Here is a 26,761-nt window from a genome sequence, read left to right as displayed (position 1 = left end):
GATCATGGCAAAAGTGAATCAGAACCAAACCTCAATGGGAATCCGCTAATTGAGTACGGACCCTAGACCGGGAGAGGGAACCTGGAAGAACCCGCTGTCACCCGGAAGCACCCAACAGAACCCGCTGTCACCCGGAAGCACCCAGCAGAACCCGCTGTGAGCTGGAAGCACACGCGGGAACTCAGACCTCCCCCCCCCCCCCGAGACAACCGCAATTTGCGCCCTGGGGGCCTCTGTCTCAGCAAGACCCCATCTCCGCATCCGGAGAATCGGCCTGAGAGCCCTGGAGCAGTCCGTACAGCCCCCTAGCTTGCTTTTCCCGCCCATCGCGATCGCCATGATGCCCTCGCTGTTGTCCAGACCGCTACCCTCCACCGCATATTCAGGACCGCTGTGAAACGGCCTTCGCCCATGGAAACCGCCTCTGTTACCAGAGTTTTTTCGCAACCTGCGCCCCGTCCAGTCCCCATGCAACACACATGCGGAAAAAAACCGAATTACCGCCCACTTCGCACACATAGCATGTATGTAGAATAGCCCTGCAATTTTTTAGAAGGGGGCAGACTTTGAGAAGGGGGGGTCACAGAACGCATGCCCCCCATCCTGGGGCCTAGGGTCAGGACCCATTGATTTCTGCTTGGCTACATGATTCACGGTTCGAAAACCGAGCGGTGAACATGTCCGATCTTTTCTGGCTGACGGATGCGCAGATGGCGCGCCTTGAGCCCTTCTTCCCGAAATCTCACGGCAAACCCCGCGTCGATGATCGGCGTGTGCTGAGTGGGATTATCTTCATCAATCGCAATGGTTTACGGTGGTGCGATGCTCCCGCTGCCTATGGTCCACACAAGACGCTCTACAACCGCTGGAAGCGGTGGAGCGACAGAGGTGTCTTCGCCAGGATGATGGCGGGCCTGGCTGCCGAGCATGGCGAACGGAAGACCGTGATGATCGATGCAACCTATCTCAAGGCCCACCGAACGGCGACCAGCATGGGCGTGAAAAAGGGGGGCGTGGCCGCCTGATCGGACGCACCAAGGGCGGAATGAACACCAAGCTGCACGCGATCTGTGACAGCCAGGGACGTCCTCTCAATCTGTTCGTCACGGCGGGACAAGTCAGCGATTACATCGGGGCCCGCGCTTTGGTCAGCAGTTTGCCAAAGGTTGAATGGCTGCTCGGAGACCGCGGATATGATGCGGACTGGTTCAGAGAAGCGTTGAAAGACAAAGGGATACGCGCATGTATCCCTGGAAGAAAGCAACGCAAGAAACCGATGAAGTACGACAAGCGCCGATACAAACGGCGCAACAGGATCGAGATCATGTTCGGCAGGCTCAAGGATTGGCGGCGTGTGGCAACCCGATACGACCGCTGTCCCAAGGTCTTTCTCTCAGCCATCGCCCTAGCGGCAACCGTCATCTATTGGCTATGAGATGCCGTAACGGGGCCTGCGCCACACACACGCCGCCCGTTGCCGCTTGCCAACTGTCGCGCGAGCTGTCGCCGTTCCCGTATCGGATCCAAAAGGAGGACTGCGGGATGAGGTTGTTTGTCGGCTTGGATGTATCGCTGGAGAAGACTGCGATCTGCGTGATCAGCGAGCATGGAAAGATCGTTAGGGAGGCGCAGGTCATCAGCGAGCCCGAGGCGCTCGCGCGGTGGATCGAAGAGCAGTCCGGCAGCATCGCTGCCGTCGGTCTCGAGGCCGGACCACTGTCGCAGTGGCTGCATCGGGGCCTCTCGGCCGCGGGCCTGGACGTGGTGCTTATGGAAACGCGCCGGGTAAAGAGCGCCCTGAAGGCGATGCCGATCAAGACGGACCGGAGGGATGCCGAGGGCATCGCGCGTTTGCTTCACCTCGGGTGGTTCCGGCCGGTCCATTGCAAGTCCGTCTCGGCGCAGGAAGTCCGCGCCCTGCTGGCGGCACGCAAAGCGGTCCAGCAGGGCATGATCGCGCTGGAGATGTCTCTGCGCGGCCTGCTGCGGAACTTCGGCCTGAAGGTGGGCGCCATCTCCCGAGGCCGTTTCGAACACCGCATTCGGGAACTGGCGACAGGAAATGCGATGCTGGAAGCGGCGACCGAGCCGATGCTGCGTGCCCGCGCCGCCCTGCGACAGGAATTGGCTGGACTCGAGCGGCACGTTCGCGGATTGGCCCAAGAAGATGAAGTGTGTCAGCGCCTGATGTCCATGCCCGGTATCGGCGCGGTCGTGGCGTTGACGTTCCGCTCCGCCGTGGACGACCCGTCCCGGTTCAGTTCCTCAAAGAAAGTGGGCCCCTGGGCCGGCCTGACACCGTCGCGCAATCAATCCGGCGAACGCGATGTCTCAGGCGGCATAACGAAGGCGGGCGATGCCAATCTGCGCCGCGCCTTGTGTCAGGCCGCGACCGTCATGATGAACCGCGGCCCTTCTACATGGCTGAGAACCTGGGCCGAGCGCGTCGCCCGCCGCAGGGGCCGAAAGTGTGCCATGGTCGCGCTTGCGCGCCGCATCGCCGTTGTTCTTCACCGGATGTGGCGTGACGAAACCGCATTCCAAGCGGGGGCGCCAATCAGCCATGCGGCATGACACTGTGAGTTACCAGCCGTTACCTGCCTGACCGCAGGTCTTCGAGGTCCCTCAGGGACGCGGTTCCGATGATGTCGTGGTCTGGACTGATGCCGGCCCCGCCAAGCACGCCTATGAGATGGACACATCGGAATTGTATCGAACCAGCATCTTGTTGGCAGCCCTTGCGCTGACCACGGACCGAAGCATGCACCCGGGTGCGACCTCTCAGGAAGACTGCGAAGTTAGAAGAGCGGCTTGAATGCAAAGACCAATGCCCCGCATTCCAGCGGTCAACACCGTGCGGCCAAAACGGCTTGACCGGGACAGCCCCGTTACCGAAGTCCTGAGCCTAGATGACGTTGGCGTTGTTGCACAATTAGGCCTGAGGGAGAGTTCCCCCTATCCCCGGCGGGTTCACGCTTCACAAACGACGTCAGCCTTTCCGAGGGCTGAGAAACGGTTCATGAGGGCGATGCGGATGTGGATTTCTGCGGTTTGTCGGTCGGGGTCTCTTGCCATAATGCGTTCACCGAATGATTTGAGGCATCGCATCTTGGCCTCGACACGGCTTCGGGCGTGGTAGCCGCTCCATCGCTTCCAGAGAGACACGCCGTTTGCTGGCGAGTGCCTTCTGACGATGCCTTACGGATCGTATGAATGGGGCGTCTGCCTTGGCTCACTCGATTTGCTGGAAGCGCAAACCAATTTCGAGATTATTCAGGCTGCAGCCCAAACGGCCGGTGGGCGAGGGACGGATGAAGTGCGCGGCCTTGTGCAACAGGTAGGCCACGATCAGTTCGATTTGGTCATAATGAACCCACCTTTCACCCGTCATGGTGCACGAGAAGGCGACCGCACAGAAGTTCATAATCCCGCTTTTGCGGCATTCGGAGCAACTGAGGCCGAGCAAAATATGCTCTGCCGGTCTCGTCCATAGGAGATGTCAGCACGAGAATTGGACCCCACCACCTCGACATATCAGGCGCGCAGATTAAGGGCGATGGCTTGCCTCAAGGTCCGTTCGAAGTCATTGCTGGCTTGCCGGACGGCGCAGCCTATCCTTGCCTCTGGAACCACCAGACTGCTGATGAGCGCCGACTAACGGTTCAGCCAGACTCACATTGCCGCGTCAGGGATGTTGATGGGCAAACGCCCGATGACCTTCGCGACCGCGCTCAGGCGAGGTGGGAGACAGCGCGACGGTTGCACTACAACCTTGATCTTCAGTTCAACTCTCAGTCTCTTGTCGCCTGCATGACCGAACATCCGTCAATCGGCGGACGCGCTTGGCCAACCGTGATTTTGGCCGATGATCTACACGAATTCGCATTTGCCCTCTGGAGCAATTCTACACCAGGCTTTCTGTGTCGATGGTGGATGTCGAACAAGACTCAGGCGGGGCGGGGCGCATCCACAGTGACAAGCGTTCCGGGATTTTCGACGTTGTACGTACGGCGGCTGTCAACCAACCAGCATCAAGCGGCGCGAGAAGCGTTTGATGCATTGGCGCAAGAACGGTTCCTGCCCTTTGACCAGATCAACGAGGACACTGCCCGGGCTGAGTTGGACAGACGGCTGCTTGTCGATGTGCTCGGTCTATCTCCGGACCTGTGTGTGGCAGGAGGCCCGATGTGACCTGAGAGCCGCTTCTTCCTCCAGTTTGAGGTAGAGTCCGCCCAACCAGGAGACGGACAATGAAGCGATCAAGGTTCACGGAAGAGCAGATCATCGGGATGCTGAAGGAGCAGGAGGCCGGAATGACGACGGCCGATGTCTGCCGCAAGCACGGGGTCAGCACGGCAACGTTTTACAAATACAAGGCGCGGTTCGGCGGCCTCGAGGTATCGGACGCGCGCCGACTGAGGGCGCTCGAGGACGAGAACGCCAAGCTGAAGAAGCTGCTGGCCGAAGCGATGCTCGACAATGCGATACTGAAGGATGTCACTTCGCGAAAGTGGTAGCGCCCGGCGTCAGGCGGGAAGCGGTGGCACACGTTGTGGAAGTCCACGGAGTGAGCCAGCGACGGGCGGGCAAGGCACTGGCCGTGGATCGGTCGAGCGTGCGCTATCGCAGCGTGCGGCCTGACGATGCCGAAGCGAGGGCCGCCATGAAGGCTGTCGCGGCCGAGAGGCGGCGGTTTGGCTATCGCCGCATCCACGTGATGCTGGAACGGCAGGGGATCATGATGAACCTGAAGAAGCTCAGGCGGCTCTATCGCGAGGAGAAGCTCCAAGTGCGCCGCCGGGGCGGCCGAAAGCGGGCTCTGGGGACACGCTGGCCGATGCTGGTGCCAGATGCCCCCAACCAGCACTGGAGCCTGGACTTCGTCAGCGATGCGCTGACGGATGGCAGACAGTTCCGCGTTCTGGCCGTGGTCGACGACTACAGCCGGGAGTGCCTGGCCTTGGTGGCGGACACGTCGCTCTCTGGCCTGCGCGTCGTGCGCGAGCTCGATGCGTTGATGTTGCGCCGCGGCCAGCCTGCAATGGTGGTTTCGGACAATGGAACGGAACTGACCTCGGTGGCTGTCCTGAGCTGGTGCCAGCGCACGGGCATCGAATGGCACTACATCGCGCCAGGAAAGCCCATGCAGAATGGCTTCGTCGAAAGCTTCAACGGACGCTTCCGGGACGAGCTTCTCAACGAGTCGCTATTCTCGTCTCTGGCCGATGCCCGCGAGCAGATCCGGGCATGGCAGCACGACTACAACCACCATCGCCCTCACTCAGGACTGGGGAACATTCCGCCCGTCGAGTTCGTGGCAAAGAAGGGGCTGGAAATGCGCGCCGCGTAGCCTCAGAGATCAACCTGCGGACTCTCCGAAAATCCGGAGGAGAGTCGGGTCTCAGGTCAGATGGAACGGCTTCGCGCCAAGCTGGCTGCCGAGCCGCAGATTCACTCAGATAAACGCACGCGCGTTGTGTTCACAGATGATGGCGAGACTACGGAACCGCGCTAACCCACCTTCAGCATGTGGCACTCCAGCCGTCCTTTTGTCGGGACGACCAGGATATTTGGGATTCTTTGCTCCAGCCGTAGGGCGCTTAGTATCACAGCGCCTTCGTCGTCGTTGCTTATGTAGCCGCGAAAGAGGGTTTCTTCGTACTGTTCAGCAAAATCGAACGATGCATCGTCGCCAAAACCCAGGCTGATCCCGGTCACATACGCGTCGATCAGGCCGTCCCAAACGGTCACGAAATCCCCATCCTGAGATAGGTAGCAATTCAGACGCATCTGGTCGTGTGCGCTTTGGTCTATCCCCTCAAGCTCACGTTCATAAACGGCGACATTGCTGGGGAAAGTGAAGTCGAGCTTCAGAAACCCATGATTTGTCGGGTCAAATGACATGCTTCCTATCGTCCAAAACGCAGAGTTGGATCCTGCGATCTCAATATGGCCATGATCTCTACGTCATCACCATCTAGCGTGTAGTAGATCGAATGCTTCCCGCAGACGCTGCGCCGGTATCCTTCGCGAATTTCCGGCACTTCCTGGTAGAGCAGGGGGGTCTCACCCAACACTTCCAACCTTTCGATGATCTGCCAAAAATAGGCATCGGCTTGTGCTTCGCCGTGTTTTCTAACGCCATACTGATGAATGCCGATCAGGTCATCTTTTGCCTCTTCCGAAAGCCTATAAGTCCCCATTTTTGCGCAGTTCTTTCTTTGATTGCTCTAGAATCTGGTCGGGGGTCATATCGGTGAAACCGCGTTGCTCTGCACGGATTAGTCTCGCTCTGATCTCTTCCACACCGTTCTCGATCTCGCGGGCACGCCGCAAGGCATCGTTGACAGCTTCGGTCTGGGTCTTGAACTCACCGCTATCGACACGGGCTTGCAACCAAGCATGGTTGGGTTCGCTAATCGTAATCGTTTGTCTTGGCATGACACATCTCCTACAGACTGGTGCAATACTACACCAAAAACGACCTTTTCCAAATAGTTTGACTTCTCATTCTGACAATGGTCGGGGCAGGGGTGAACTTACCCGACGAGCTGATATCCGCGCTTCTGCTTGGCGCGATAGAGCGAAACCATAGCGTCGGCCGCGCGGCCTGCATCTTCGAACAGCTCGATCCGATGCCGCCCTTGGGTGCCGATGCGGCCCCATTCGCGCAGCAGTGATACGCCGCCGAACAGGTCGGGCATCAAGCGCAGCCGATAAAAGCGATACATATTGGCCTCGGGGTCTACGCGCTCGATGCGGATATCCTCGGGAAACAACTCAAGCTGCTGCATCGGATGCCTCCCGCATGACGCGGCTGATCGTGGAGCGATGAACGCCAAAAAGCCGTGCGGCCTGGGCCTCCGTGCGCTTGCCCGACCGCACCATATCCCGGATTTCCTGGCGCTGATCGTCAGACAGCTTCGGTTTGCGCCCTGGGTGGCGTCCTTTCTTGCGGGCGCGCTCCAGACCGGCGCGGGTACGTTCGCGGATCATTTCGCGTTCGAACTCTGCAAAAACGCCCACCATCTGCATCATCATGCGCCCGGCGGGCGTAGTCGTGTCGATGGCTTCGGTCAGGGACCGGAATCCAGCGCCCGCCGCGTCGATCTTCTCCATGATTGACAGAAGGTCTTTCAGGGACCGGGACAGCCGGTCCAGCTTCCAGACGATCACTACGTCGCCGTCGCGTAGCTGATCGAGCATCCTATGAAGCTCCGGCCGATCCCATCGACCGCCGGACGCGCGTTCCTCGAACACGCGCTCACAGCCAACCGCGCGCAACGCGTCGAGCTGCGCGGCGGTGGCCTGGTCGTCGGTCGATACGCGGGCATAGCCTAGGTTCATAGAAACATTGTTGCGCTTTCTTGTTGCTCAATCAAGTTATTTCGCAACATATATTTGCAACAATGCGAGGTAGGGCAGGGGGGCTGTGAACTTGATCGCTACTTGGCGGTCTTTTTTGAGCGTTAATTGGCGTTTCCGATGACGAGGGTCTGAGCGGCGGCCTCTACCACATCTTCGGTGATTGCGGCCATTTCGTTGATGCGGGCGATGCGTTCGATCTGCATGAACAGGCGTTGCAAAAGACGGAAGTTGCCAGCTGTCAGTCGGATGATGGCAGCAGCAACACGGTCGTCGGTGAAATCTGCATCATCCTGGCCAAAGCCCCATTTCCTCCATTGCCGCTGCAAAACGAATTGCATCTCATCCTTCGAAAGCGGTGGGTATTCATGCACAAAACCTATTCGGCTGTAGAGTTGCGGGTATTGCGACATCCGTTTTTCAATGCCGGGCATACCGATCAGGATCAGCCCAGCGTCACTGCGATCGAACTGGTCGCGCAGGAACTCCAGGCCGGTCATGGTAAGGCGTTCGGCTTCGTCAATGATTACCAACTCTATCAGGCCAAGCGGTGTTAGAGGTCGCTCCGCCCACTTGGGGTTCCCGTAGCTGTCAATGCAAACGCATAGTCGCATGATAAATGGTTGAATGTCCTTGCGCAGCGCCGAGATACTGCCGCCCACCGGCGGTGTATAGAACAAGGTACGGGCGCGGGACGAGGCTGCATACACTTTCTTGTCCGAGTCTTCACGCCTACCCCATGTCGTTATCAGCGGTTCGATCAGGTCCCAATTGGCATAGCGGCGGGCTGACAAGGTTTTGCCAACGCCCGCCCGACCATGACACAAGCCGATGGTTGCGTTGCGGCGCACAGCGTTCGCGAATTCGACAAACCGCTTATGTTCGCGGGTGACGAGGAAAGTACCGGTCCGGCGAGTCTGGCGGCTCATGGCGTCTTGTCCGTTTTATACAGGACCAGCTTTTGGCGCGGGGCGTCAGGCGATACGGGATTTTGCTTTTCACGACTTGGAGGTGGCGCAGGTTTGGGAAGAAACTCGGTGATCTGTCTGGATTTTACCGTGATCTCGTTGCGCAAAGCCTTCCGCCTGGCGGTGCGGGCCTGTTGGATATCCTTGAGTGATATTGTGTGATGCGCATGATGGGCGCTGACAGCGCGGCACAAAAACCGGTCGCGGTGGAACACGCGCAGTTCGGTAATGTCGCGCGGGTCATAGCGGATGTTGACCGTTTTGCCGACATAGGCTGCAAGTGTGGGATCGGTGTAGAGCAAGCCCTGAAACCGAATGCCGTCACGGCGGACCTGCCGGGTTTTTAAGGCCATTACCAGTAGCAGATCGAGCTGTTCCAGACTGTTCGGCATACGAGGTAGCCAGCCGTCACCCCGCCAAGCCTCATTAGGTGGCACATCGATTTCGCTATGCTTGCGCGCGTTGTACACTGCGGTGACGAAAGTCTTTACGGCAACCTCCAACTCGCCGAGCGACAGGCGTGGCGGGGAGGCTGGTTTTCCGTTCGACAAAGCCCCCGGTAACTCAGGCAACAGCTCAGTGTTGATGGTACCGAAAAACCGCTCGATCTTGCCACGCCCCTGTGGCCGGCCAACCGTGGAAAACACAAGCTCAATGCGCAGGTCAGCTGCGACCTGCTCAAGGTGCTTGCTGGTGAAGTCGCTGCCGTGATCGGTGTATAAAACATCCGGCAGGCCACAAATCGGCCAGGAAGGCGTATCCTTTCGCCAGATAGCTTGCCGCAGGGCAAGAGCGGTCTGGATAGCAGAAGGTGCGCCGACAAAGACGGCGTACCCAGCCACTGCACGGGAATGATCATCAAGCACGATGGTAAGCCACGGCCGCACCGGCGCACCATTGGTATCCAAGATGATTAGATCGAGTTGTGTGTGGTCTGTCTGCCAGACAGCATTCGGCCTTTCGGCCCGATGACGATGAATCATTTCGAACCGGTCACGATAGGCGGCTGCGCCATCATGAGCGAGCGTGACAAGCGCGGGATCAAGACTATTCACGATTGAATGTATCGTGGCATAAGAAGGGACAGGCCAGTCACGCGATTTTACAATCGGGATGATGCGCCGGTGGATTGCGGCGGTAGAGAGACGGGGTTTGTGTAAGGCCAGCCCTTCAATCAGCTCGACCAGTTCAGATGATAGCCGCCGTTGCCCGGCATCAGATCGCGGTGCTCTTGCAAGTCCGGCAAGCCCAAAGCGCTGATATCGGGACGTCCACCTTTGCAGCGTGCGCAGTGGGATACCACTGACACGGGCAACTTCCGTCAGGGGGACTTCGTCGATCAGGTGCTGGCGCAGTATGTTGAACCGGCGCAACGCCTCGGCGCGTCGGTCTTCGGGCAGCGCAGTCAGACTGTCCGTAAGGGGATCGGTGACCGGACGCCGGATTATCAACGAACTGCTCCCAGTGTTTGCAACGGAAAACGATTCTCATTTGACTGGTCCGGTTATAGTATCATTGGAGGGGCCTTTTGCGTTACATACGATCACGATCAAGACGAAGCTCGGCCAATTCTGGCCCAAGGATGTATCATGACCAAAACCCGCGTCGGTTATGCCCGCTGCTCGACCGACAAACAGGATCTCGCAGCGCAACGGACAGCGCTCCTCGCTCTCGATGTCGCGGAAGACCGGATCTACACCGATCACGGCCTGACCGGCACGAACCGGGAGCGGCCAGGTCTGGCCCAGGCACTCGCAGCAGTCCGCGAAGGGGACACGCTTGTCGTGCCGAAACTGGACCGGCTGGCGCGGTCGGTTCCCGACGCCCGGGCTATCGCTGATGAACTGGAAAAGCGCGGGGTGAAACTGGCATTGGGCGCATCGGTCCATGACCCGACCGATCCGATGGGTAAGATGTTCTTCAACATCCTCGCCACATTTGCCGAATTCGAGGCTGATCTGATCAGGATGCGCACCAAGGAAGGTATGGCCATCGCCCGCGCCAAGGGACGACTGAAGGGCAAAAAGCCAAAACTATCGGATCGTCGTCAGGCAGAATTGCGCCGCATGTATGACACGGGTGACTACTCGATCAGCGATCTGGCAGAGCTGTTCGACGTATCGAGGCCCACCGTCTATCGGGTCTTGCAGCGGACACCGAGCGCCGATGCGTCTTCGGCTGCGGTATAGCTGCCGATCGCTGCGCTGCACATGAACTCACACAACGCGGGACTTTTTTGCCGTTCGCTGCAGGCGCACCAATGTCTGGTTCAGCAAACCGTTCAACAAATGGTGGTTTTTGAACGAGCTGTGCTGCTTCACTTCCGGTAAAAGTGAGCGGCTACCATATTGATATTGAATCACACCCTTACGGATGACATTAATTTCTGGCTACATTTAAACCCCCTGAGGCCTGATAAAACTGGTCCGTCAGACCGCCACGGGAACAGCAGTTGACAAAGCCCCCCTTGGCGCACAACGTAGTCCTTTCTCACCCGGGGGGTCCCGACAAGGGGCTGAGAAACTGATGGTGCGGCAACGCATAGCGCAGTGACCCGACGAACCTGATCCAGTTCATACTGGCGTAGGGATGGTGTTCGGCTGTGCGGCATTGCCCTGCCTGTTTTTTACAGGCGTTTATCGCGTGGCTATTCTCCATTCAGTACGGCGGAGCTGGATCTCATTGCTATGAGCACGGAGATACTGACTCATGAAAGATCTGACACCAACCGTTACTACTGGACCCTTACCGGCATCCCGGCGCGTTTATCAGCCCGGAACGCTGCATCCCCAAATTCGCGTCCCTATGCGCGAGATTGATCTTCACCCTTCGGCTGGCGAACCGCCGGTTACGGTCTATGACAGCTCTGGCCCCTATACTGATCCCAGCGCTAAAATCGCTATCAACGGTGGCCTGCCGCGCCTGCGGGCAGACTGGATCGCCGCACGCAACGATATCGAGCTTTATGAGGGTCGCCATGTGCGTCCCGAGGATAATGGCTTTGCTGAGGGTGCCCGGCTGGTGCCCGAATTCCCGGTCCGCCACAAGCCGTTGCAAGCCAAGGCAGGACGCGCGGTCACGCAGATGGCCTATGCCCGCGCCGGGATTATAACACCCGAGATGGAATTTGTCGCCATCCGCGAGAACCTTGGCCGTAAGGCCGCGAAAGAGGCTCTGGTACGTGACGGCCAGGATTGGGGCGCGGCCATCCCCGATTTTGTGACTCCCGATTTCGTGCGCGAAGAAGTCGCCAGGGGCCGTGCGATCATCCCCGCCAATATCAACCACCCCGAGGCCGAGCCGATGGGGATCGGGCGTAATTTTCTGGTCAAGATTAACGCGAATATCGGTAACTCCGCCGTCACCTCCTCGATGGAGGAAGAGGTGGAAAAGATGGTCTGGGCCACACGTTGGGGCGCGGATACGGTGATGGACTTGTCTACGGGCCGCAATATTCACAACATCCGCGACTGGATCATCCGCAATTCTGCCGTACCCATCGGCACCGTTCCGCTTTATCAGGCGCTGGAAAAGGTCGAGGGTATCGCCGAAGACCTAAGCTGGGAGGTGTACCGCGATACGCTGATCGAACAGGCTGAACAGGGGGTGGATTACTTCACCATTCATGCTGGCGTGCGGCTGCATATGATCCCGATGACGATAAAGCGGGTGACCGGGATTGTATCGCGCGGCGGCTCGATCATGGCGAAATGGTGCCTGCATCATCACCGCGAAAGTTTCCTTTACGAGCACTTCGCTGAGATCTGCGAAATTGCCCGGGCATATGACGTCAGCTTCTCTTTGGGGGATGGGTTGCGTCCCGGCTCTATCGCGGACGCCAATGATGAGGCGCAATTCGCCGAACTGGAGACGTTGGGCGAACTGACGCAGATCGCATGGAAGCATGACTGTCAGGTGATGATCGAAGGACCGGGCCATGTAGCCATGCACAAAATCAAGGAGAATATGGACAAGCAGCTGGAGGTCTGCGGCGAGGCGCCGTTTTATACGCTCGGGCCGCTTACCACGGATATCGCACCGGGATATGACCACATTACCAGCGGTATTGGTGCGGCGATGATAGGCTGGTTCGGCACGGCGATGCTTTGCTATGTCACTCCCAAAGAGCATCTAGGTCTGCCTAACCGTGACGATGTGAAGATCGGTGTCATCACCTACAAGATTGCGGCTCATGCTGCCGATCTGGCCAAGGGGCATCCGGGAGCGCAGATCCGAGATGACGCGTTGTCACGCGCGCGGTTCGAGTTCCGCTGGGAGGATCAGTTCAACCTCTCGCTTGATCCCGAAACCGCGCGCTCGATGCATGACGAAACCTTGCCGAAAGAGGCGCATAAGGTCGCGCATTTCTGCTCCATGTGCGGACCGAAGTTCTGCTCGATGCGGATCAGCCACGATATCCGCGCCGAGGCGCAGAAGGACGGCATGGCGAAAATGGCCGAGAAGTTCCGCAAAGGCGGTGATCTTTATGTTCCTCTTGATAAGGTAAAGGAAATATAAGGGGTGACAGGTTCGCCGGAAGCGTAATATCGGAAAGACCTGTCACCAATATGCGGCTGGCGCAGCGCATCCCCAGCCAGATTGTCATGCACGTCGCCGCCAGCGTCCTGTTGGCGGCGAATTATATAGAGGTGATGCACCGTATCCAGTGGGAGTTTAGCCGCTCAACAAACGCTCGTTTTTTGCACCTGCGCAAACCGCCTCGTCCAACGCCGCCAAAAACCCCGTTCAAAACCCAAACAGTTGTTGAAGGTTTTTTGGCTTGCTGTTGATAGCAGACATTCGTAGTCGATGCAGCACCGGTTACACTGGGCTGATTCCGTTGAAAAACTCGTTTCGATTTGGCACTTTGGGGTTGGTTGTGGCCTAATTTTTGTTCGGCAATCTGAGACGGTGCCGCTTGTCATTCTGTGGCCGGCACCATGGGTTTGAGTTTTGCTAGTTTCCGAAGGTTTTGGGCGGTGGCTGCGAGGGTAAACTCGTCTTGGACGCCGCATGGGCCACGTAATCGGAGCCGGCCCAGGCCGAGGATGCGTTTAAGGTGGGCAAAGAGCATCTCTACTTTCTTTCGCCGCCTCTGGGCAGTTGGATTGTACTCTGAGGCGGTGCATTGGCGGGCGAAGTCTCGGACGATCTCATATTTCTCGCGATGGATCGCACGGACCTCCGAGTTGGGGCAGCATTTGGCCTTCAGCGCACATCCCGTGCAATCAGACTTCCGCGTCCGATATCTGCGGGCTTTCCAAGCTGGTGCATTTCGCGCGGGATCGGAATAGGTCCGCCATGTGTGGCGCATCTCCTTTCCACTCGGGCAGATGTAGCGATCGTTCTCGTCATCCCACGTGAAGTCGGACCGCGAGAAGGTTCCGTCGGTCCGTTCACCTTTATCAAAGACAGGGATGAAGGGGAGGATCTGGCGCTTGAGTGCCAGCCAGACCAGGTTGTCTGACGATCCGTAGGCGGTGTCAGCAGCGATCCAATCGGGCTTCACGCCAAACCGGTCTTCGGTCCGGTCGAGCATCTTCCGCATGGCACCGACCTCGGCGGTCTTGTTCGACCGGCTGGCGTCCACGTCAACGATAATCCCGTGATCGGTGTCGATCAGGTAGTTGTCAGAATAGGCAAAGAATGCAGGCCCTTTGCGCGCAGCCGTCCATTGACTGGCCGGATCGGCATGGGCGGTGAACTTGGGTTTTGCTGTTGTCGCTGCACCGAAGGCTTCATCGTCCAAAGTGTCGAGATACTCCCGCACCGCGCGGGGCGCATCCGTGGGATCAATCTCGCGGGCCGCCCAGCCTTCGGGATTGCTCGAGTTCTGCTTCTGGACATCCGCGCTGATCAGGCTGGCATCGACCGCAAAGCCCTGGCCGCCGACCAAACCCTCTTCAATGCAGCGCGCAACAGTCGCCTCGAACACATGACGCAAGAGGTCACTGTCACGGAAGCGGCCGTGCCGGTTCTTGGAAAATGTCGAATGGTCCGGGATGCGGTCTGTCAGTTCAAGGCGGCAGAACCATCTGTATGCCAGGTTCAGATGCACCTCTTCGCAGAGCCGCCGCTCTGACCGGATGCCAAAACAGTATCCGACCAACAGCATCCGGATCATCAGCTCAGGATCGACAGATGGACGCCCCGTGTGGCTATAGAAATCTGCCAAATGCCCCCGGATGCTGCTCAGATCGAGATGCCGATCAATCGATCTCAAAAGGTGGTCCTGCGGGACATGCTCCTCCAGCGAAAACTCGTAAAACAGTGCCGCCTGTGCTTCCTGCCTTGGCCCCATCATTGTAAGTTCTCCCGCTCAATAACTGAATTGAATCAGTCAATTGGGCGTCGATCAAGGAAGAGTTTTTCAACAATATCGGCTCAGACCAGACTTTCGCGGCATCACGCCCGAACGTCTGCTCTACTTCTCTTCCAGATATCTCCCCCAGCACGCCACTTACCGCTGAAGAAATTGCGCCAGATTGTGGTAAAGGTCACAGGTAGCCCTGCAGCAGGTAGGCGAGATAGCCGTTATAGCTCGGCGCCTCATCGGTGCACATGTGCAGCTGCATCGCGAGGTCCGCGATCCGGCGCAGCTTGATGCGATGCCTGGCCCCTTGTTCGGGGGTCAGCTCCCCGGCGAGCCGCTGCAGCGTGGCGATGCGCTCGACCTGGATCGTCTGGGTGCCGGGCAGGCGCATGATGTCGAAGTAATGCAGCTCCTTGATCGGACTGAAATGACAGTCCGGGCTGGTCTGCAGCAGGTCCGACAGCCAGGTCGTCCCCGCCTTCTGCGCACCGATGCCATAAAGCAGGGTCGCGCCCCGGGGAAAGGGGATCGGGGTTCTGGGAATATCGAGTTCGTACATGGTTGCCCTGCCCTCAAGGATCCTGCCTGCGCCGGTCAGCGCAACTTCATGTTGCTTTCGTGATGGGCGATGGCCTCGTGAATGTCTTCATGGTAGGTCAGCTGCCCGTTCTCGATCACGATGCCCACATCGCACATCTCGCGCACATGGCCCATGGAGTGGCTCACGAAGACCGCGCCGGCATCGGCCATACGGTCCTGAAACATCGCGCTCGCCTTCTTCTTGAAGGCCGCATCGCCCACCGCCGTTACCTCGTCGACCAGGTAGGTGTCGAACTTGATCCCCATGGAGATACCGAAGGCGAGCCGCGATTTCATGCCCGAGGAATAGCTGCGGAAGGGCTGGCGGAAGTGGTCGCCCAGCTCGGCGAAATCCTCCACGAAATCGGTCAGGGCTTGGGTGTCGATGCCATAGACCCGGGCCAGGAACTTGGTGTTCTGAGCGCCGGTCATGTCCGGATGGAACGAGCCGGCGAAGCCGACGGGCCAGGAGATCGTGCCACTGGACAGGATCTCCCCCGAGGTCGGGTCGACCGTGCCTGCGATCATCTTCAGAAGGGTCGATTTGCCCGCCCCGTTGCGCCCCAGAAGCGCCACGGAGGTCTTCGAGGGGATGGTGAGGGAAACATTCTCCATCACCGTCTTGACGTAGCCCTTGACCACGAAACGCTTGGTGAGGTTCTCGAACCGGATCATGGCGCGTGCGACGCGTTCAGCGCCGGTCTCGAAGGGAATAGGCGATGAGGGCCGTGATCGTCCAGGCCAGGAAGGAAAACAGCCCGATCAGGCCCAGCAGGTAGATCCGTTGGGGGTACTCGGCCCGCTCGGCCAGGGTCGGGCGGACATGGGCGGCCAGGTACCGGCTCTGGCGGCGGGCCTCGTTGCGGGCCGCGTCGAAGGTGGCGAGCGCTGCCACGTAGCTCTGCTGGGCGAATTCCAGGTCCACCGAGAGCCGCTCGAACTCGCCCACCAGGTCGGCAAAGACCGACCGGTCCCCCGAGACCCCGCCGCCCAGGCCCACCTTGCGGCGTTCCTCCTCGATGCGGCGTTCGATCACCGCGATGCGCAGTTCGCCTTGCGTGATCCGCGGGTCGCCGGTGCGCGTCGTCTCGCGCAGCAGGTCCACCTCGATCAGGGCATCGGCCAGCTGCGCCTGCAGCGTGTTGACCAGCCCCATCTGGCCCTGGGTGTCGATGGTCGGATCGACGATCTGTGTGCGGTTGCGGAACTCGTTGAGCGCAAGGCGCGCGTCGCGCAGACGGGTCTCGGCCTGGGTGAGCTCGTCGCGGGCATAGGCGATGGCGTCTTCCCGGGCCAGCGCCGAGAGCGCGTTGATGCGCGCGCTGCTCTCGGCGAAGATCATCTCGGCGATGGCGCGCGCGTCGGCGGGATCGAAGGCCAGCACCCGCAGGTCCAGGAGTCCCGAGCCGCTGTCGTAATAGATCGACACCTTGCGCAGCCAGTGATCCTGCAGATCCTCGATGGTGCCGGGGGGATCATAGGCGAAGATCGGGTCTACCTCCGGGTCGGCCTTCGACCAGATCCCGCGCAGGTCGAGCGCGGCATCCACCGTCGCCACCAGCTCCTGGCTTTGCAGGAACTTGTAGAGAATATCGGTGTCCGAGCTCGACGAGCCCGACAGCTCGGTGATCCCGCCCAGAAGCTCGATGGCCGAGCCGACCTCCTCGGTGCGCACGGAAAAGCCCACGTAAGACGCGTATTGGTCCTGAGCCCGGGCCCAGAGATACCAGGCCGAGACCAGGATCGGGACGACCACCATGATCGCGAAGCTGATCATCAGCAACTTGTGATGAGGACGGCGGCGGGCCGGGGGAACCGGTGGGGCGATGCGGATCTGCGCCGCTTCGGCCTGGCCCTTTGTAGGCGCGGGTTTCGGTGTGGGTTTCTGGGCCGGTTTCTGGGCGGGCTGCGGGGCGGCGGTCTTGTGCCCCGTGTCCTTTAAAGTGTCTTTTCCGGTCTTTTTAGCAGTCTCTTTCGAGGCCTGGACGACGGGTTGAGGCCGCGCCTTCGGGCTTGCCCCGTCCGGACCGCCGGGTCTGTTCTGACCGCCCGACCCCGGCGCCTTCGAGGCCGCGGCGCCCTGCTGCGCGGCCCTGTCGGGTGCACCGGGCTTGGGCTCGGGGGCGGAGGGGCCCCTGTCCTGGGGGGAGGGTTTGGGCTGTGTCACGCGGGAAAAATCCTTCAGGCGGTCCGGGCAGGCCAGAATGCCCTGCTCCGTGTGCTATCGAAAACCGGGCGCTTTTTCCAGCGGTATGCACCGCGGCATCCCGGCCCCGCCGCGGTCGCCCCTGTCAGACCGGCAGGCCCAGCCGAGCCAGCAGCGCCTCGTCGGTCTGCACGAAGGCCGTCAGTTTCGCCCGGGCGGCGTCGGTGTCCAGCAGGGCCATGAGCCGTGGCCAGCGGGCTTCGCCGTGGGGCTGGTCGCCGGTATTGACGAAGCGGTCGGTCACCGAGATCGCCAGGCCGTAGTGCGCGGCGATGTCCTGCTCCAGCGCGCCGAGGTCCTCGGTGCTGTAGACCCGGTCGAGATCGGCGGCGATATGCGTCCTGGCGGTCTCCAGCAGGGCCTGCGGCGCGGTCTCGCGGGTCCGGGCCCAGGCCCGCATCCGGCGCGCGGCGAAATAGCGAGCGTAGAAATTGTCGTAATGGTCGTGCACGAAGACCTGCCAGGGCCGGTCGCCGCCGCGGAAATAGTCCGTAGCCGCTCCTTGATCAGGTCGAACCCGGCCTCTGCGGCTAGTAGCGCAAAACTCGCAGTGTCGGAAATCTGGTTGATGGCGTTATCTCCCTAGGTGTTTGAGGTTGTGATCCTTTCGCAAGAATGGAAGGAAGCATTAGCTTTGAGTTCTGCGACAGCCTGGATGACACGCACAGGAAGATGGCGCTATGACACGATGCGGTCAGGCTGCCCTCGTCCCTGGGCAACCAGACAATGCAGAAAGCGCGCTGAGCGCTTGAGCAATTTGAGGGCTACGCGCCCTGTACGTTTGCCCAAGACAAGGAACCGGAACACCCAACTCCAACCCGCGGAATCTCATGTGAATGAGGGACTGGCGGGGGGAGGGGGGAGGTCAATTTCGAGAATTTTAACAAAAAATTCACGATCTTACGGCACAGTGGCAATACACACGAGGCTATATCATGACTGAAACCGAAAAACTAAATGCTCTCTGCGGCGCACTTATGGCGTCGAAGGAGAAACGCCTTCCCTGCACAGAGGCAGCCCTTCGCAAGCTTTTCGATGAAATTGTAAAAAACTATGAACAAGAACAGGTAGAAAAAGATAGACTTGGCGACGACCATGCCCGAAGGTCTTCCTTTCAGCCATCACCCTCGCCGCACTCGTCATTTGCTGGCTATGAGTCATGACCTTAGTAGTGCAATTCCGTTTCTAAAATTTATGACTGCAGCAGAGCAAATACTAGTATCAATACTTTCATTGATTGATTATGCAGAAACTAAGGGTGATGAGTGCTTAATTTTAAGTGCACAAAGTGCGTTGAAGGAGGCCCGGAAAGAACTAGGCTGCGAAGCGCATTATCTCAACAACTATCTGACGGAAAAGTTCGGATCTTGATGGCTGGTAGTCAACGCCAGACATTGGACTGAGGTGCCTCTGACCCGCTCCCCTGAAAAGTCCTCGATTTGAGATTAGCCTGCTCTCCAATTGAGGAGACAACCATCACCGACCGCACTCGAGCCTCGACGGACTCTGAGGTGCCCCTAGATTTGTAGACGCCTTGCCCCCTAACTTTGCGGCAAGGAGGCCGACATGGGGACAAACAATTACAGTGACGAGTTTAAGCGCGATGCGGTGCATCAGATTACGGTTCGAGGGTATCCAGTTCGGGAGGTTTCGCGTCGTTTGGGCGTGAGCAAGCATTCTCTGTACAAATGGATGAAGCTGTTCGGGGAACCATCGCCAAAGCCCGGCTTGGACCATGAAGCCGAGAACCGGCGTTTGAAGCGGGAACTGGCGCGGGTCACCGAAGAGCGAGACATCCTAAAAAAGGCAACGGCGTACTTCGCGCGCGAGTCCCAATGAAGTACGCCTTCATCCGGGCGCATCGTGAGGAGTTCGGCGTCAGAGCCATGTGCCGGGTGCTGCGGGTCCATTTCAGCGGCTTCTATGCATGGCTTAAGAATCCGTTAAGCCACCGCGCGCAAGAGGATGCGCGTCAGACCGAATTGATCCGGCAGGCTTGGGTCGAAAGTGGGAAGGTCTACGGCTATCGCAAGCTGACCGATGACTTGCGCGACCTGGGAGAACAGATTTCCGATAACCGGGTGGCGCGGCTGGCATCGCTGGCCGGGATCGCTGCGCAGGTTGGCTACAAGCGCCGTCCCGGCCGGTACGGCGGCAAGCCTGCCATTGTGGCTGAGAACAGGTTGGAGCAGCAATTCAGCGCCTCTCAGCCGGACCAGGTCTGGGTGACCGACATCACCTACATCAAAACCCATGAAGGCTAGCTGTACCTATGTGTTGTCATCGACCTGTTCTCGCGCCGCGTGGTCGGCTGGTTAGCACAGTCCCGTATGACAACGGATCTGGCCTTGCAGGCCCTGCTGATGGCGGTCTGGCGACGAAAACCGAACAGGAAGGTCACCGTGCATTCCGATCAGGGCTCCCAGTTCACCAGCCGGGAATGGCAGACGTTCCTTCGCCAGCACGACCTGGAACCCAGCATGAGCCGACGGGGCAACTGTCACGACAACGCTGTTGCGGAGAGCTTCTTCCAATTGCTGAAGCGCGAGCGGATCAGGCGTCGGACCTACCCGACCCGCGAAGACGCAAGACGGGACGTTTTCGAATACATCGAGCTGTTCTACAATCCGAAACGCAAGCATACGAACAACAGAATGCTGTCACCAGTTGACTTCGAAATCCGACCGCAGAAGATGAACCAGGCAGGTGTCTAGGAAACTAGGGGCACCTCAGTTCACGTGCCTCGAAGGAGCCGAAACCAAATGCAGACGGCTGCGCCGAAAGAAAACCGTTCCGTCCCGCAGACTTCTTCAGCACCCTGCTAAGCTACCAATTATAGAACGGCGGAGTTTTCAATTTCGATCATTAAACTCTCTGCTTCTGTTCCTAGCACATAGATCAAGTCGCCGTCGTCGTTGTGATGGATCAATACACTATTTCCGAGAGAAATTAATCGATAGTCATCAGAGCCCAGTATGATCGTATCATCGGTGTCGTAGTCGTAGATAATATCGAGTTCGCGTTGGTTGTTGTCGAGTTCAGGGCCGAAGACAAATTCATCTGCACCCCCACCGCCGGTCATCCGGTCTATTCTGCCGCCATGTGAGATGAGGCGCTCGTCTGCCACGGTTCCGGTCAGCACGTCGTTGTCCCCCGTCCCGAGGACCTCGATCGGCCTGACGCCCTCATCTACATCCTTTACTGCGACGTTGAAGAGTGCACTGCTCAACGCACCCCTAGTGTCAAAGGCCGATACCTCGACTTCGTAGATATTGTCGCCAGAGGTACCACCAACATCTAATGGCGCTTCAAAATCCGGAGCAACGAGGAAGCTGAGTTCGCCGTCTTCCGTAATGTCGAAGAGGTCGGCATCCGCGCCGCCCGAGATGGCAAAGTCTAAATCGTGGTCTTCGACGTCAGAAGCGATTATCTTACCGACAGTTGTCTGTTCTTCGTCGACCGCGAAGTTGGAGATTTCGATCACCGGCGCGTCGTTAACCGCATCGACAGTGACGGTAACCGATGACGACCTGACGCCGCCATGTCCGTCGTAGGCTGTGTAAATAAAGCTGTCGGTGCCGAAGAAATGGAGATTAGGAGTATAAGATACTGTTCCGTCGAGGTTTATTGATGTAGTTCCGTTCGAAGCCGCGCCGACCACCGACACGCTCAACGTGTCGCCATCGACATCTGTGTCATTTACCACCACGTCGATATTAACCGAGATGTCCTCCTTCGTCGTCACCGTGTCTGCGGTCAGGACAGGATTGTCGTTCACATAGTTGACTGTGATCGAGACCGTGGCCGTATCAGTGAACGACCCATCCGACACTGTGTAGGTAAAGCTATCGGAGCCGTTAAAGTCCGGTGCGGCGGTGTAATCAAAGGTACCGTCGTTGTTCAGCAGTAGTATGCCGTTGGACACATCGCTGAGTAGGCTCACCGTTAGGATAGCGCCTTGGCCATTGATATCGTTATCCAAGACATCGCCCGAGAGTTTTACATCCTCGTCCGTGATGAAGCTATCGTCCACACCCACCGGCGGGGGTGTTTCGTCTTCGGGCTCTTCTGGTTCCTCCGGAAACCGGTCTCCGATCTCAAGCACCGATCCTGCAGGCGGGGTGGTCATCGAGAAGTAATCGATCTCCCCTTCGGCGCTGCGCCCCCGGCCCTCTCCCAAGGTGAGGTCGTATTGCGACCCCGAGATGGTGCCTTCGACGTCGGTCCGGCCGAGTTCCTCGCCGTCCAGAGACAAGCGCATCTGCCCCGCATGGCTGTCGAAATCGACCGCGATGTCAGCCCATTCGCCCTTCTCAAGAAGGTTACCCTCGGTGCGGATCTCGTAAACGTCGGCATCGGTCTCGATTTTGAGCCATAGCCCCTTCTCGTCTGTCACCCGCAGATCGACCGCCTTGAGCCATTTCACCAGCCAGCCGTTTTTTTCGAACGCGTCCGGTTTGAATGAGACGTCCATGGACAGGGTATGAAGCGTCTCGAACTCTGGGTTTCCGCGGGTCACCTCGAAAACACTGTCGCCATCCAGAGTGAACACGCCCTTCTTGGAGAACGCTTCGCCATTGGGATCGACAATCTCGACACCGTCGCCAAAGGTTTCGGAACGGGCGAAATCCGCCTCGAACAGGCCGTTTCCGCGGATGTCGACGGATCTCGTGGCGCTGTCGGAACTGCCATCAGGCGCAAGGACATCGAGCGTGACCTCGTGCAGCCCCGGCGTGTCGAAAGTTACCGTGACCTCCAGGCCCTCCAGGACGGTGCCATCGGCCAAGGTCCAGAAGACTTGTGCAGTCTCGGGATCAACCAGTTGTCCATCCACAGTCGAATAGCGGGCCGACAACTCCACCGCTGCGCGGTCCTCGAGACTGGGCTGCTGGGAGATCACGGCGTTCACCGGGGCCTCGCTGGGCGTCCAAGTGCTGGCCTCAGCGCCAGAGACCCCGTTGAGTGGGCTATCGGGCCGGAATTGCAAGTCGTAGACGTCCGTCTGGCCATCGGCGGCAAGGCCGATCACATGGGCATAGGCATAATTCGGCGCACTCGGATTATCGTAGTCCAGAAAGTAATTGGTCTCGGCCTGGTCCTCGGTTTCGATCCGGACCAAGTGAGCGACATTGCCAGCGGTCTCGACTTCCAAGCTGTTGCGTACCAAGATCCAGGGAGGGTTGGAGGCCGGTACGGCATCAGCCGTCTGGGACAGCACGGCGCCCTCGTTCCAAAGCACCGAATTGTTGGCAACCTCGACCCCTTGGTATCCGATGATCCCGATGCCATTAGACATGCCCGAATGGATGACATTGTCCGTGATCGTCAGGTTTTGACCATAAACTCCCTCCAAAGGGTCTCCCGCGTCATCGAAGGCCTCGTTCTGTACGAGAATGCCCTGAGCAGCGGAGCCTTCGCCCGCATTGAGCAGGTTACCGGTAATCGTCAGGTCGGTGTTGGTCATCCCCTCTGGGAACCCGGTCCAGAACTGGATCATGTCTGGGTGGTTGTACTCGTTGGTCGCACCCAAGAAATCATGGATGTGATTGTCCGAGACCAGAACATTGTTCACGCCGCCGCCGCGAATACCGTCCCCCTGCAAGGCGGAGATGTCGTTGCCGGTTACGATCGTATCGCGTACCCCTGCCAAACTGATACCGTGGTAGTAATTCGAGATCGTGCTGTCGGCGAATAGAACGTCCGAGGCATTGCGCAGATAGACGGCATCCTCGGCCTTCACGGTGTCGTCATCGAAGCCGAGGGGGGCTTCGGCAGTGCTGGTCATGGTCAGATCGACGAATTGCAGATGCGCTCCGGACTTTACATAGATGTCATGGAGATGGCCTGACCGCTCGAATCCGTAATCCCCGCTATCGATCGTCACATCGGTCAGGCTGAGATAGACACTGTTGTCGATATAGACCTGCTTTAATTGCGCGGGGTTGTTCGAGTCTTGGGAGGTGATCAGAACCGCGCTCTCGGCACTATCGCCGAGGTTGCGCGCATCCAATCGGTAGGGACCAGCCTCACCCGAGAGCAGAACCGTACCCCCGGTCGTGCCAGCAAGCTCCGCCACAGCGGCATTGAGTTCTTCTGTGCTGGAAACAAGGATGGTGGCGTTTTGATGGGCAGTGTAATCCTTGAAGTAGGAGGAACCTGACATGAGCGGTGAGACCTTTTCGGTACAGTGTGGCCTTGCTAATGTCGTGGGTTGATACTTACAGGCGGTTAATGAAATTAAACAGCATATTTTTTCTTTGAGAGAAATAGACTGAAATTTTAAATAAAATATACTTGAGTTTATCTTTGGGTGAGAATACGGGGCTTGAGCGGATGTTCGATTATAAAGCCTAGGGTCAGGACGCATTGAATTTCGCTGCGCTGCGTGATTCACGGCTCGGAAAACGGAGCGGTGACATGAGTGACCTTTACTGGCTGACCGACGAGCAGATGGCCAAGCTTTCCCCTTTCTTCCCGAAATCGCACGGCAAGCCTCGCGTTCACTGCCCGGCAGGGTATTGCGCAGCAATGTCCCGAGAGGGGATGATCGGCGTGTGTTGAGCGGGATTATCTTGATCAATGGCAATGGCTTGCGTTGGCGCGACGCTCCTGCCGCCTATGGTCCACACAAGACGCTTTACAGCCGCTGGAAGCGTTGGAGCGAGAAAGGCATCTTTGCGCGGATGATGACCGATCTCGCTGCGGCGCACGGCGAACAGAAGACTGTGATGATCGACGCGACATACCTCAAGGCACATCGAACTGCGACCAGCATGGCCGCTAAAAAAGGGGGCGTGGTCGCCTGATCCACTGCCCGTCAGGCGATTGCGAGGCAATCTGCCGAGAGGGGGTCGCACCAAGGGCGGCATGAACACCAAGCTGCACGCAATCTGTGAAAGCCAGGGAAGACCAATCGATCTGTTTGTCACCGCCGGACAGGTCAGCGATTATATCGGCGCACGGGCACTGCTCAGCGGCCTGCCAAACGTCAAATGACTGCTCGGAGATCGTGGTTATGACACTGACTGGTTCCGAGAAGCGTTGAAAGACAAAGGGATACGCGCCTGTATCCCGGGTCGAAAGCAGCGAAAGACGACGGTCAAATACGACAAGCGCCGATACAAACGGCGCAACCGAATCGAGATTATGTTTGGCAGGCTCAAGGATTGGAGACGCGTCGCGACACACTATGACCGCTGTCCCGGGGTCTTCCTCTCAGCCATCGCACTCGCTGCTGTCGTGATCTACTGGTTATGAAGCCTGACCCTAGGTGTTCAGTCCCGGCATCTGGTGGATCGGATTGAGGATGAATCGATCTGGCTCTGATGTCCAGATTTTGCAGATGTATTCATATGGCGTGAGGCCGCTCAGCGTCTTCAATCTGCGTGCGAAGTTATACGCATCTAAGAAGTCGGCGAGGTGGCTGCGAAGCTGATCATGGCTGGCGTAGTGATACCTTTTGACCGTCGCATCCTTGATCGTGCGGTTCATCCGTTGCACCTGACCGTTAGTCCATGGATGGTTCGGTTTGGTTAGTCGGTGTTCAATCTCATTTGCTTCGCAGATCATGTCGAAGCGCATAGGCCGGGAATAGGCTGTATTCCGGTTCCTGGGCTGTTCCGCGAACTGGATGCTGTTGTCAGTGAGGATGGTGTGGATCTTGTACGGCACAGCTTCCAGCAGGTGTTCAAGGAACTCCCAGGCCGTTTTGCGATTTGCTTTGTCGACCAATTGCGCAACAGCGAACTTGCTCGTGCGGTCAATGGCTACAAAGAGATGCAGTTTGCCTTCCTCGGTTCTCACCTCAGCAAGGTCGATGTGGAAAATAGCCGATGGGGTAGCGCTTGAACTTCTGCCGTTTCGGCTTGTCACCCTCGACATCCGGAAGACGCGAAATGCCATGCCGCTGAAAACAACGATGCGGAGAAGAGCGGGTCAGATGCGGGATGGACGGCTGCAACGCATAAAGGCAATCGTCCAGTGGCAGCAGGGTGTGCCGCCGGAACGCCACAACCATCGCTTCCTCATCCTCGTTCAGAACAGTAGAGCGCGGCTTTTGGGGGCCGGTCTTCAGGTCCTCGACAGTCTGCCGCTTGCGCCATTTGGCAACTGTCTTGGGATTGATCCCAAGCTCCCGGATCAGCTCCGCGATCGAAGCCTGCGATCGCTGTATTGCTGCTCGGACCGCGTGCGTGGTCGTGGCGCTCACGTGACGAACTTGTCCCATAGTGCTTCCTTCCATTCCAACGAAAGGATCACACCATCAAACCGTGGGATCAAGCACCTACAATGTATGAGCTTCTAACACAAAATTAACTGAAGGCATCGTATAAAAATCTCCTAAACTTTTGGACGAACACAGATGCAGCACTGGGCACAAACCATCTTGGACGACTCTTTCTGGCTTACCGCACCGCCCCCTGAACACGTACGGAATGGCCTAGAGCGACTTGTGCGATTGGTCGAAGGGAGTACGCATCATGTTTTTCGCTCGAAAGAAATTGAGCAACTCGCAGACAATTTAGCAGAAGTTGAGGATATGGAAGAGTTTGCGCAACTTTTGTCACAACTCACTATTGAAACAGGCTTTCAAAATTATATGATTTTTATTATTCGAGAAGCACAAGGATTGACAAGCAAAGCCCGAATCTTAACGTCATTAAAGGAGCAATGGATAAAAAAATATCAGGCGGGTGGTTATCAATTCATAGATCCTGTTATGCTGAAGGCTCATTCAAGCGATGGATATTTCGACTTTTCAGAAACAGAAGCGTCAGGGCCTCTGGTAGAAAGCTTCTGGCAGGATGCAGAGAATCATAATGTTGGTCGTAATGGGATTTGTTTTGCTACCACCAGACAGAATGGACTAAGAATCGGCCTGTCATTGTATTCAGTAAGTAATAAAGAAAAAGTCCATGAGATAAAGCGATTGCATGGATATGATCTTTACCATATAAGTGAAATAGTTTTCGATAGCTTCTCATTTCTTTCTTCCGGCCCATCCATTCCAGAAGGAGTGCTCAATATCGACGAAATAAGGTTTTTGAGAAATCTTGCGATTTCTTCAAACCCTAGCGATCTTTTAAAAGCCAATGCTCGTTGGGGTTCCACTGAGACGATGCAAAAATCTATTAGATTAAAACTCGGAGTTCGATCGGCCTATCAAGCGGTTGCAATTGCCGCCTCGAAAGGTTGGTTCAATTCACTACCCTACGATAAAAACGATATCATAAGTACTCCCAGAGCTCTGAATGGCATTCAAGATTTCGAGCCAGTCGAAGCAGAATGAATGAGCTTTTTAGGTATTTGATCCCATGGTTTGATGGTGTG

Annotated in this window: 23 protein-coding genes, 4 pseudogenes and 1 riboswitch; of the genes and pseudogenes, 11 read left to right on the top strand and 16 right to left on the bottom strand. The window is 57.8% G+C overall.

Annotated features, from left to right (window positions below; all coding sequences use genetic code 11):
- Positions 1-677 precede the first annotated feature (677 nt).
- A protein-coding gene (locus DSHI_RS22065; RefSeq protein ID WP_085930431.1) for an IS5 family transposase occupies positions 678-1,435 on the top strand; the annotation gives its coding sequence in 2 pieces (ribosomal slippage) (positions 678-999 and positions 999-1,435; 759 coding nt in all).
- Between the two features lie 107 nt (positions 1,436-1,542).
- Positions 1,543-2,574, top strand: a complete 1,032-nt coding sequence (locus DSHI_RS20580) for an IS110 family RNA-guided transposase (protein WP_012187383.1) — start codon at positions 1,543-1,545, stop codon at positions 2,572-2,574.
- A gap of 396 nt (positions 2,575-2,970) precedes the next feature.
- Here the strand turns inward: DSHI_RS20580 and DSHI_RS22060 are convergent.
- Positions 2,971-3,168, bottom strand: a pseudogene (locus DSHI_RS22060) (IS5/IS1182 family transposase); the annotation flags it as partial.
- Positions 3,169-3,232: 64 nt separating this feature from the next.
- Entirely contained in the window at positions 3,233-3,424 is a 192-nt protein-coding gene (locus tag DSHI_RS20575) for a hypothetical protein (RefSeq protein WP_044029529.1), read from the bottom strand.
- A gap of 335 nt (positions 3,425-3,759) precedes the next feature.
- Here DSHI_RS20575 and DSHI_RS22055 point away from each other — a divergent pair, with 335 nt between their 5' ends.
- Both DSHI_RS22055 and DSHI_RS20565 read left to right on the top strand, forming a co-directional pair.
- Positions 3,760-4,191 carry a hypothetical protein gene (locus tag DSHI_RS22055; protein WP_157865457.1) on the top strand — a complete coding sequence of 144 codons (432 nt, stop codon included), beginning with the start codon at positions 3,760-3,762 and terminating at the stop codon, positions 4,189-4,191.
- Positions 4,192-4,250: 59 nt separating this feature from the next.
- Positions 4,251-5,350, top strand: a protein-coding gene (locus tag DSHI_RS20565; protein ID WP_245533035.1) for an IS3 family transposase whose coding sequence is annotated in 2 segments (ribosomal slippage) — positions 4,251-4,509 and positions 4,509-5,350 — 1,101 coding nt in all. Because the reading frame shifts where the segments join, the coding sequence is not laid out codon by codon here.
- A gap of 161 nt (positions 5,351-5,511) precedes the next feature.
- Here the strand turns inward: DSHI_RS20565 and DSHI_RS20560 are convergent.
- The 7 genes from DSHI_RS20560 to DSHI_RS20530 form a co-directional block, all read right to left on the bottom strand.
- A complete protein-coding gene (locus DSHI_RS20560; RefSeq protein WP_012187381.1) occupies positions 5,512-5,904 on the bottom strand; it encodes a hypothetical protein in 393 nt (130 codons plus the stop codon).
- Between the two features lie 5 nt (positions 5,905-5,909).
- On the bottom strand, positions 5,910-6,203 hold the full coding sequence (locus DSHI_RS20555; protein ID WP_012187380.1) for a type II toxin-antitoxin system RelE/ParE family toxin: 294 nt from the start codon (positions 6,201-6,203) through the stop codon (positions 5,910-5,912).
- Entirely contained in the window at positions 6,190-6,441 is a 252-nt protein-coding gene (locus DSHI_RS20550; protein ID WP_044029527.1) for a ribbon-helix-helix domain-containing protein, read from the bottom strand. Before DSHI_RS20550 ends, DSHI_RS20555 begins: the two co-directional genes overlap by 14 nt.
- A 98-nt stretch (positions 6,442-6,539) precedes the next feature.
- Complete coding sequence (locus DSHI_RS20545) at positions 6,540-6,794, bottom strand: WGR domain-containing protein (RefSeq protein ID WP_012187378.1); 255 nt, start codon at positions 6,792-6,794, stop codon at positions 6,540-6,542.
- The gene (locus DSHI_RS20540; RefSeq protein WP_012187377.1) at positions 6,781-7,347 is read right to left on the bottom strand and encodes a recombinase family protein; all 567 of its coding nucleotides are present in this window, start codon (positions 7,345-7,347) and stop codon (positions 6,781-6,783) included. The genes DSHI_RS20545 and DSHI_RS20540 overlap by 14 nt, the downstream gene beginning before the upstream one ends.
- 122 nt (positions 7,348-7,469) lie before the next feature.
- Positions 7,470-8,294, bottom strand: coding sequence for an AAA family ATPase (locus DSHI_RS20535; protein WP_012187125.1), 825 nt, complete (start codon positions 8,292-8,294; stop codon positions 7,470-7,472).
- Positions 8,291-9,742 (bottom strand): Mu transposase C-terminal domain-containing protein, encoded by a 1,452-nt coding sequence (locus DSHI_RS20530; RefSeq protein WP_229941942.1) that lies wholly within the window; start codon positions 9,740-9,742, stop codon positions 8,291-8,293. The genes DSHI_RS20535 and DSHI_RS20530 overlap by 4 nt, the downstream gene beginning before the upstream one ends.
- A gap of 180 nt (positions 9,743-9,922) precedes the next feature.
- Between DSHI_RS20530 and DSHI_RS20525 the strand changes: the two genes are divergently transcribed.
- The 3 genes from DSHI_RS20525 (at position 9,923) to DSHI_RS22470 (ending at position 13,123) form a co-directional block, all read left to right on the top strand.
- Complete coding sequence (locus DSHI_RS20525; protein WP_012187123.1) at positions 9,923-10,522, top strand: recombinase family protein; 600 nt, start codon at positions 9,923-9,925, stop codon at positions 10,520-10,522.
- A gap of 296 nt (positions 10,523-10,818) precedes the next feature.
- Positions 10,819-10,941, top strand: a riboswitch (TPP riboswitch).
- Positions 10,942-11,042: 101 nt separating this feature from the next.
- Positions 11,043-12,851 (top strand): phosphomethylpyrimidine synthase ThiC, encoded by a 1,809-nt coding sequence (gene thiC / locus DSHI_RS20520; protein WP_012187122.1) that lies wholly within the window; start codon positions 11,043-11,045, stop codon positions 12,849-12,851.
- Positions 12,852-12,901: 50 nt separating this feature from the next.
- On the top strand, positions 12,902-13,123 hold the full coding sequence (locus DSHI_RS22470; RefSeq protein WP_157865441.1) for a hypothetical protein: 222 nt from the start codon (positions 12,902-12,904) through the stop codon (positions 13,121-13,123).
- Positions 13,124-13,254: 131 nt separating this feature from the next.
- On the opposite strand, the gene DSHI_RS20515 is transcribed toward DSHI_RS22470, so the two are convergent.
- The 5 genes from DSHI_RS20515 to DSHI_RS20495 form a co-directional block, all read right to left on the bottom strand.
- A complete protein-coding gene (locus DSHI_RS20515) occupies positions 13,255-14,637 on the bottom strand; it encodes an IS1182 family transposase (protein ID WP_012187121.1) in 1,383 nt (460 codons plus the stop codon).
- A gap of 193 nt (positions 14,638-14,830) precedes the next feature.
- Positions 14,831-15,205 carry a hypothetical protein gene (locus DSHI_RS20510; protein WP_012187376.1) on the bottom strand — a complete coding sequence of 125 codons (375 nt, stop codon included), beginning with the start codon at positions 15,203-15,205 and terminating at the stop codon, positions 14,831-14,833.
- 35 nt (positions 15,206-15,240) lie between these two features.
- A complete protein-coding gene (locus DSHI_RS20505; protein ID WP_012187375.1) occupies positions 15,241-15,900 on the bottom strand; it encodes an ABC transporter ATP-binding protein in 660 nt (219 codons plus the stop codon).
- Between the two features lie 16 nt (positions 15,901-15,916).
- Entirely contained in the window at positions 15,917-17,392 is a 1,476-nt protein-coding gene (locus DSHI_RS20500) for a capsule polysaccharide export protein (protein WP_012187374.1), read from the bottom strand.
- A gap of 124 nt (positions 17,393-17,516) precedes the next feature.
- On the bottom strand, positions 17,517-17,882 hold the full coding sequence (locus DSHI_RS20495) for a hypothetical protein (protein WP_012187373.1): 366 nt from the start codon (positions 17,880-17,882) through the stop codon (positions 17,517-17,519).
- A gap of 632 nt (positions 17,883-18,514) precedes the next feature.
- Between DSHI_RS20495 and DSHI_RS22465 the strand changes: the two genes are divergently transcribed.
- Positions 18,515-18,802: a hypothetical protein gene (locus tag DSHI_RS22465; protein ID WP_157865456.1), complete on the top strand. Its 288-nt coding sequence runs from the start codon at positions 18,515-18,517 to the stop codon at positions 18,800-18,802.
- Positions 18,803-18,997: 195 nt separating this feature from the next.
- Positions 18,998-20,145 (top strand): annotated as a pseudogene (locus DSHI_RS20485) (IS3 family transposase).
- A gap of 119 nt (positions 20,146-20,264) precedes the next feature.
- Here DSHI_RS20485 and DSHI_RS20480 read toward each other — a convergent pair.
- A complete protein-coding gene (locus DSHI_RS20480; protein ID WP_012187371.1) occupies positions 20,265-23,594 on the bottom strand; it encodes an Ig-like domain-containing protein in 3,330 nt (1,109 codons plus the stop codon).
- A gap of 254 nt (positions 23,595-23,848) precedes the next feature.
- Here DSHI_RS20480 and DSHI_RS22050 point away from each other — a divergent pair.
- Positions 23,849-24,688, top strand: a pseudogene (locus DSHI_RS22050) (IS5 family transposase).
- Between the two features lie 9 nt (positions 24,689-24,697).
- Here DSHI_RS22050 and DSHI_RS20455 read toward each other — a convergent pair.
- Positions 24,698-25,658 (bottom strand): annotated as a pseudogene (locus tag DSHI_RS20455) (IS481 family transposase).
- 135 nt (positions 25,659-25,793) lie between these two features.
- Between DSHI_RS20455 and DSHI_RS22045 the strand changes: the two are divergent.
- Complete coding sequence (locus DSHI_RS22045; protein WP_157865455.1) at positions 25,794-26,720, top strand: autoinducer binding domain-containing protein; 927 nt, start codon at positions 25,794-25,796, stop codon at positions 26,718-26,720.
- Positions 26,721-26,761 lie beyond the last annotated feature (41 nt).

The organism is Dinoroseobacter shibae DFL 12 = DSM 16493 (genome assembly GCF_000018145.1).
Lineage (GTDB): Bacteria > Pseudomonadota > Alphaproteobacteria > Rhodobacterales > Rhodobacteraceae > Dinoroseobacter > Dinoroseobacter shibae.
The sequence above is the reverse complement of the archived record's forward strand: the minus strand, read 5'-3'. Positions and strand labels throughout refer to the sequence as shown.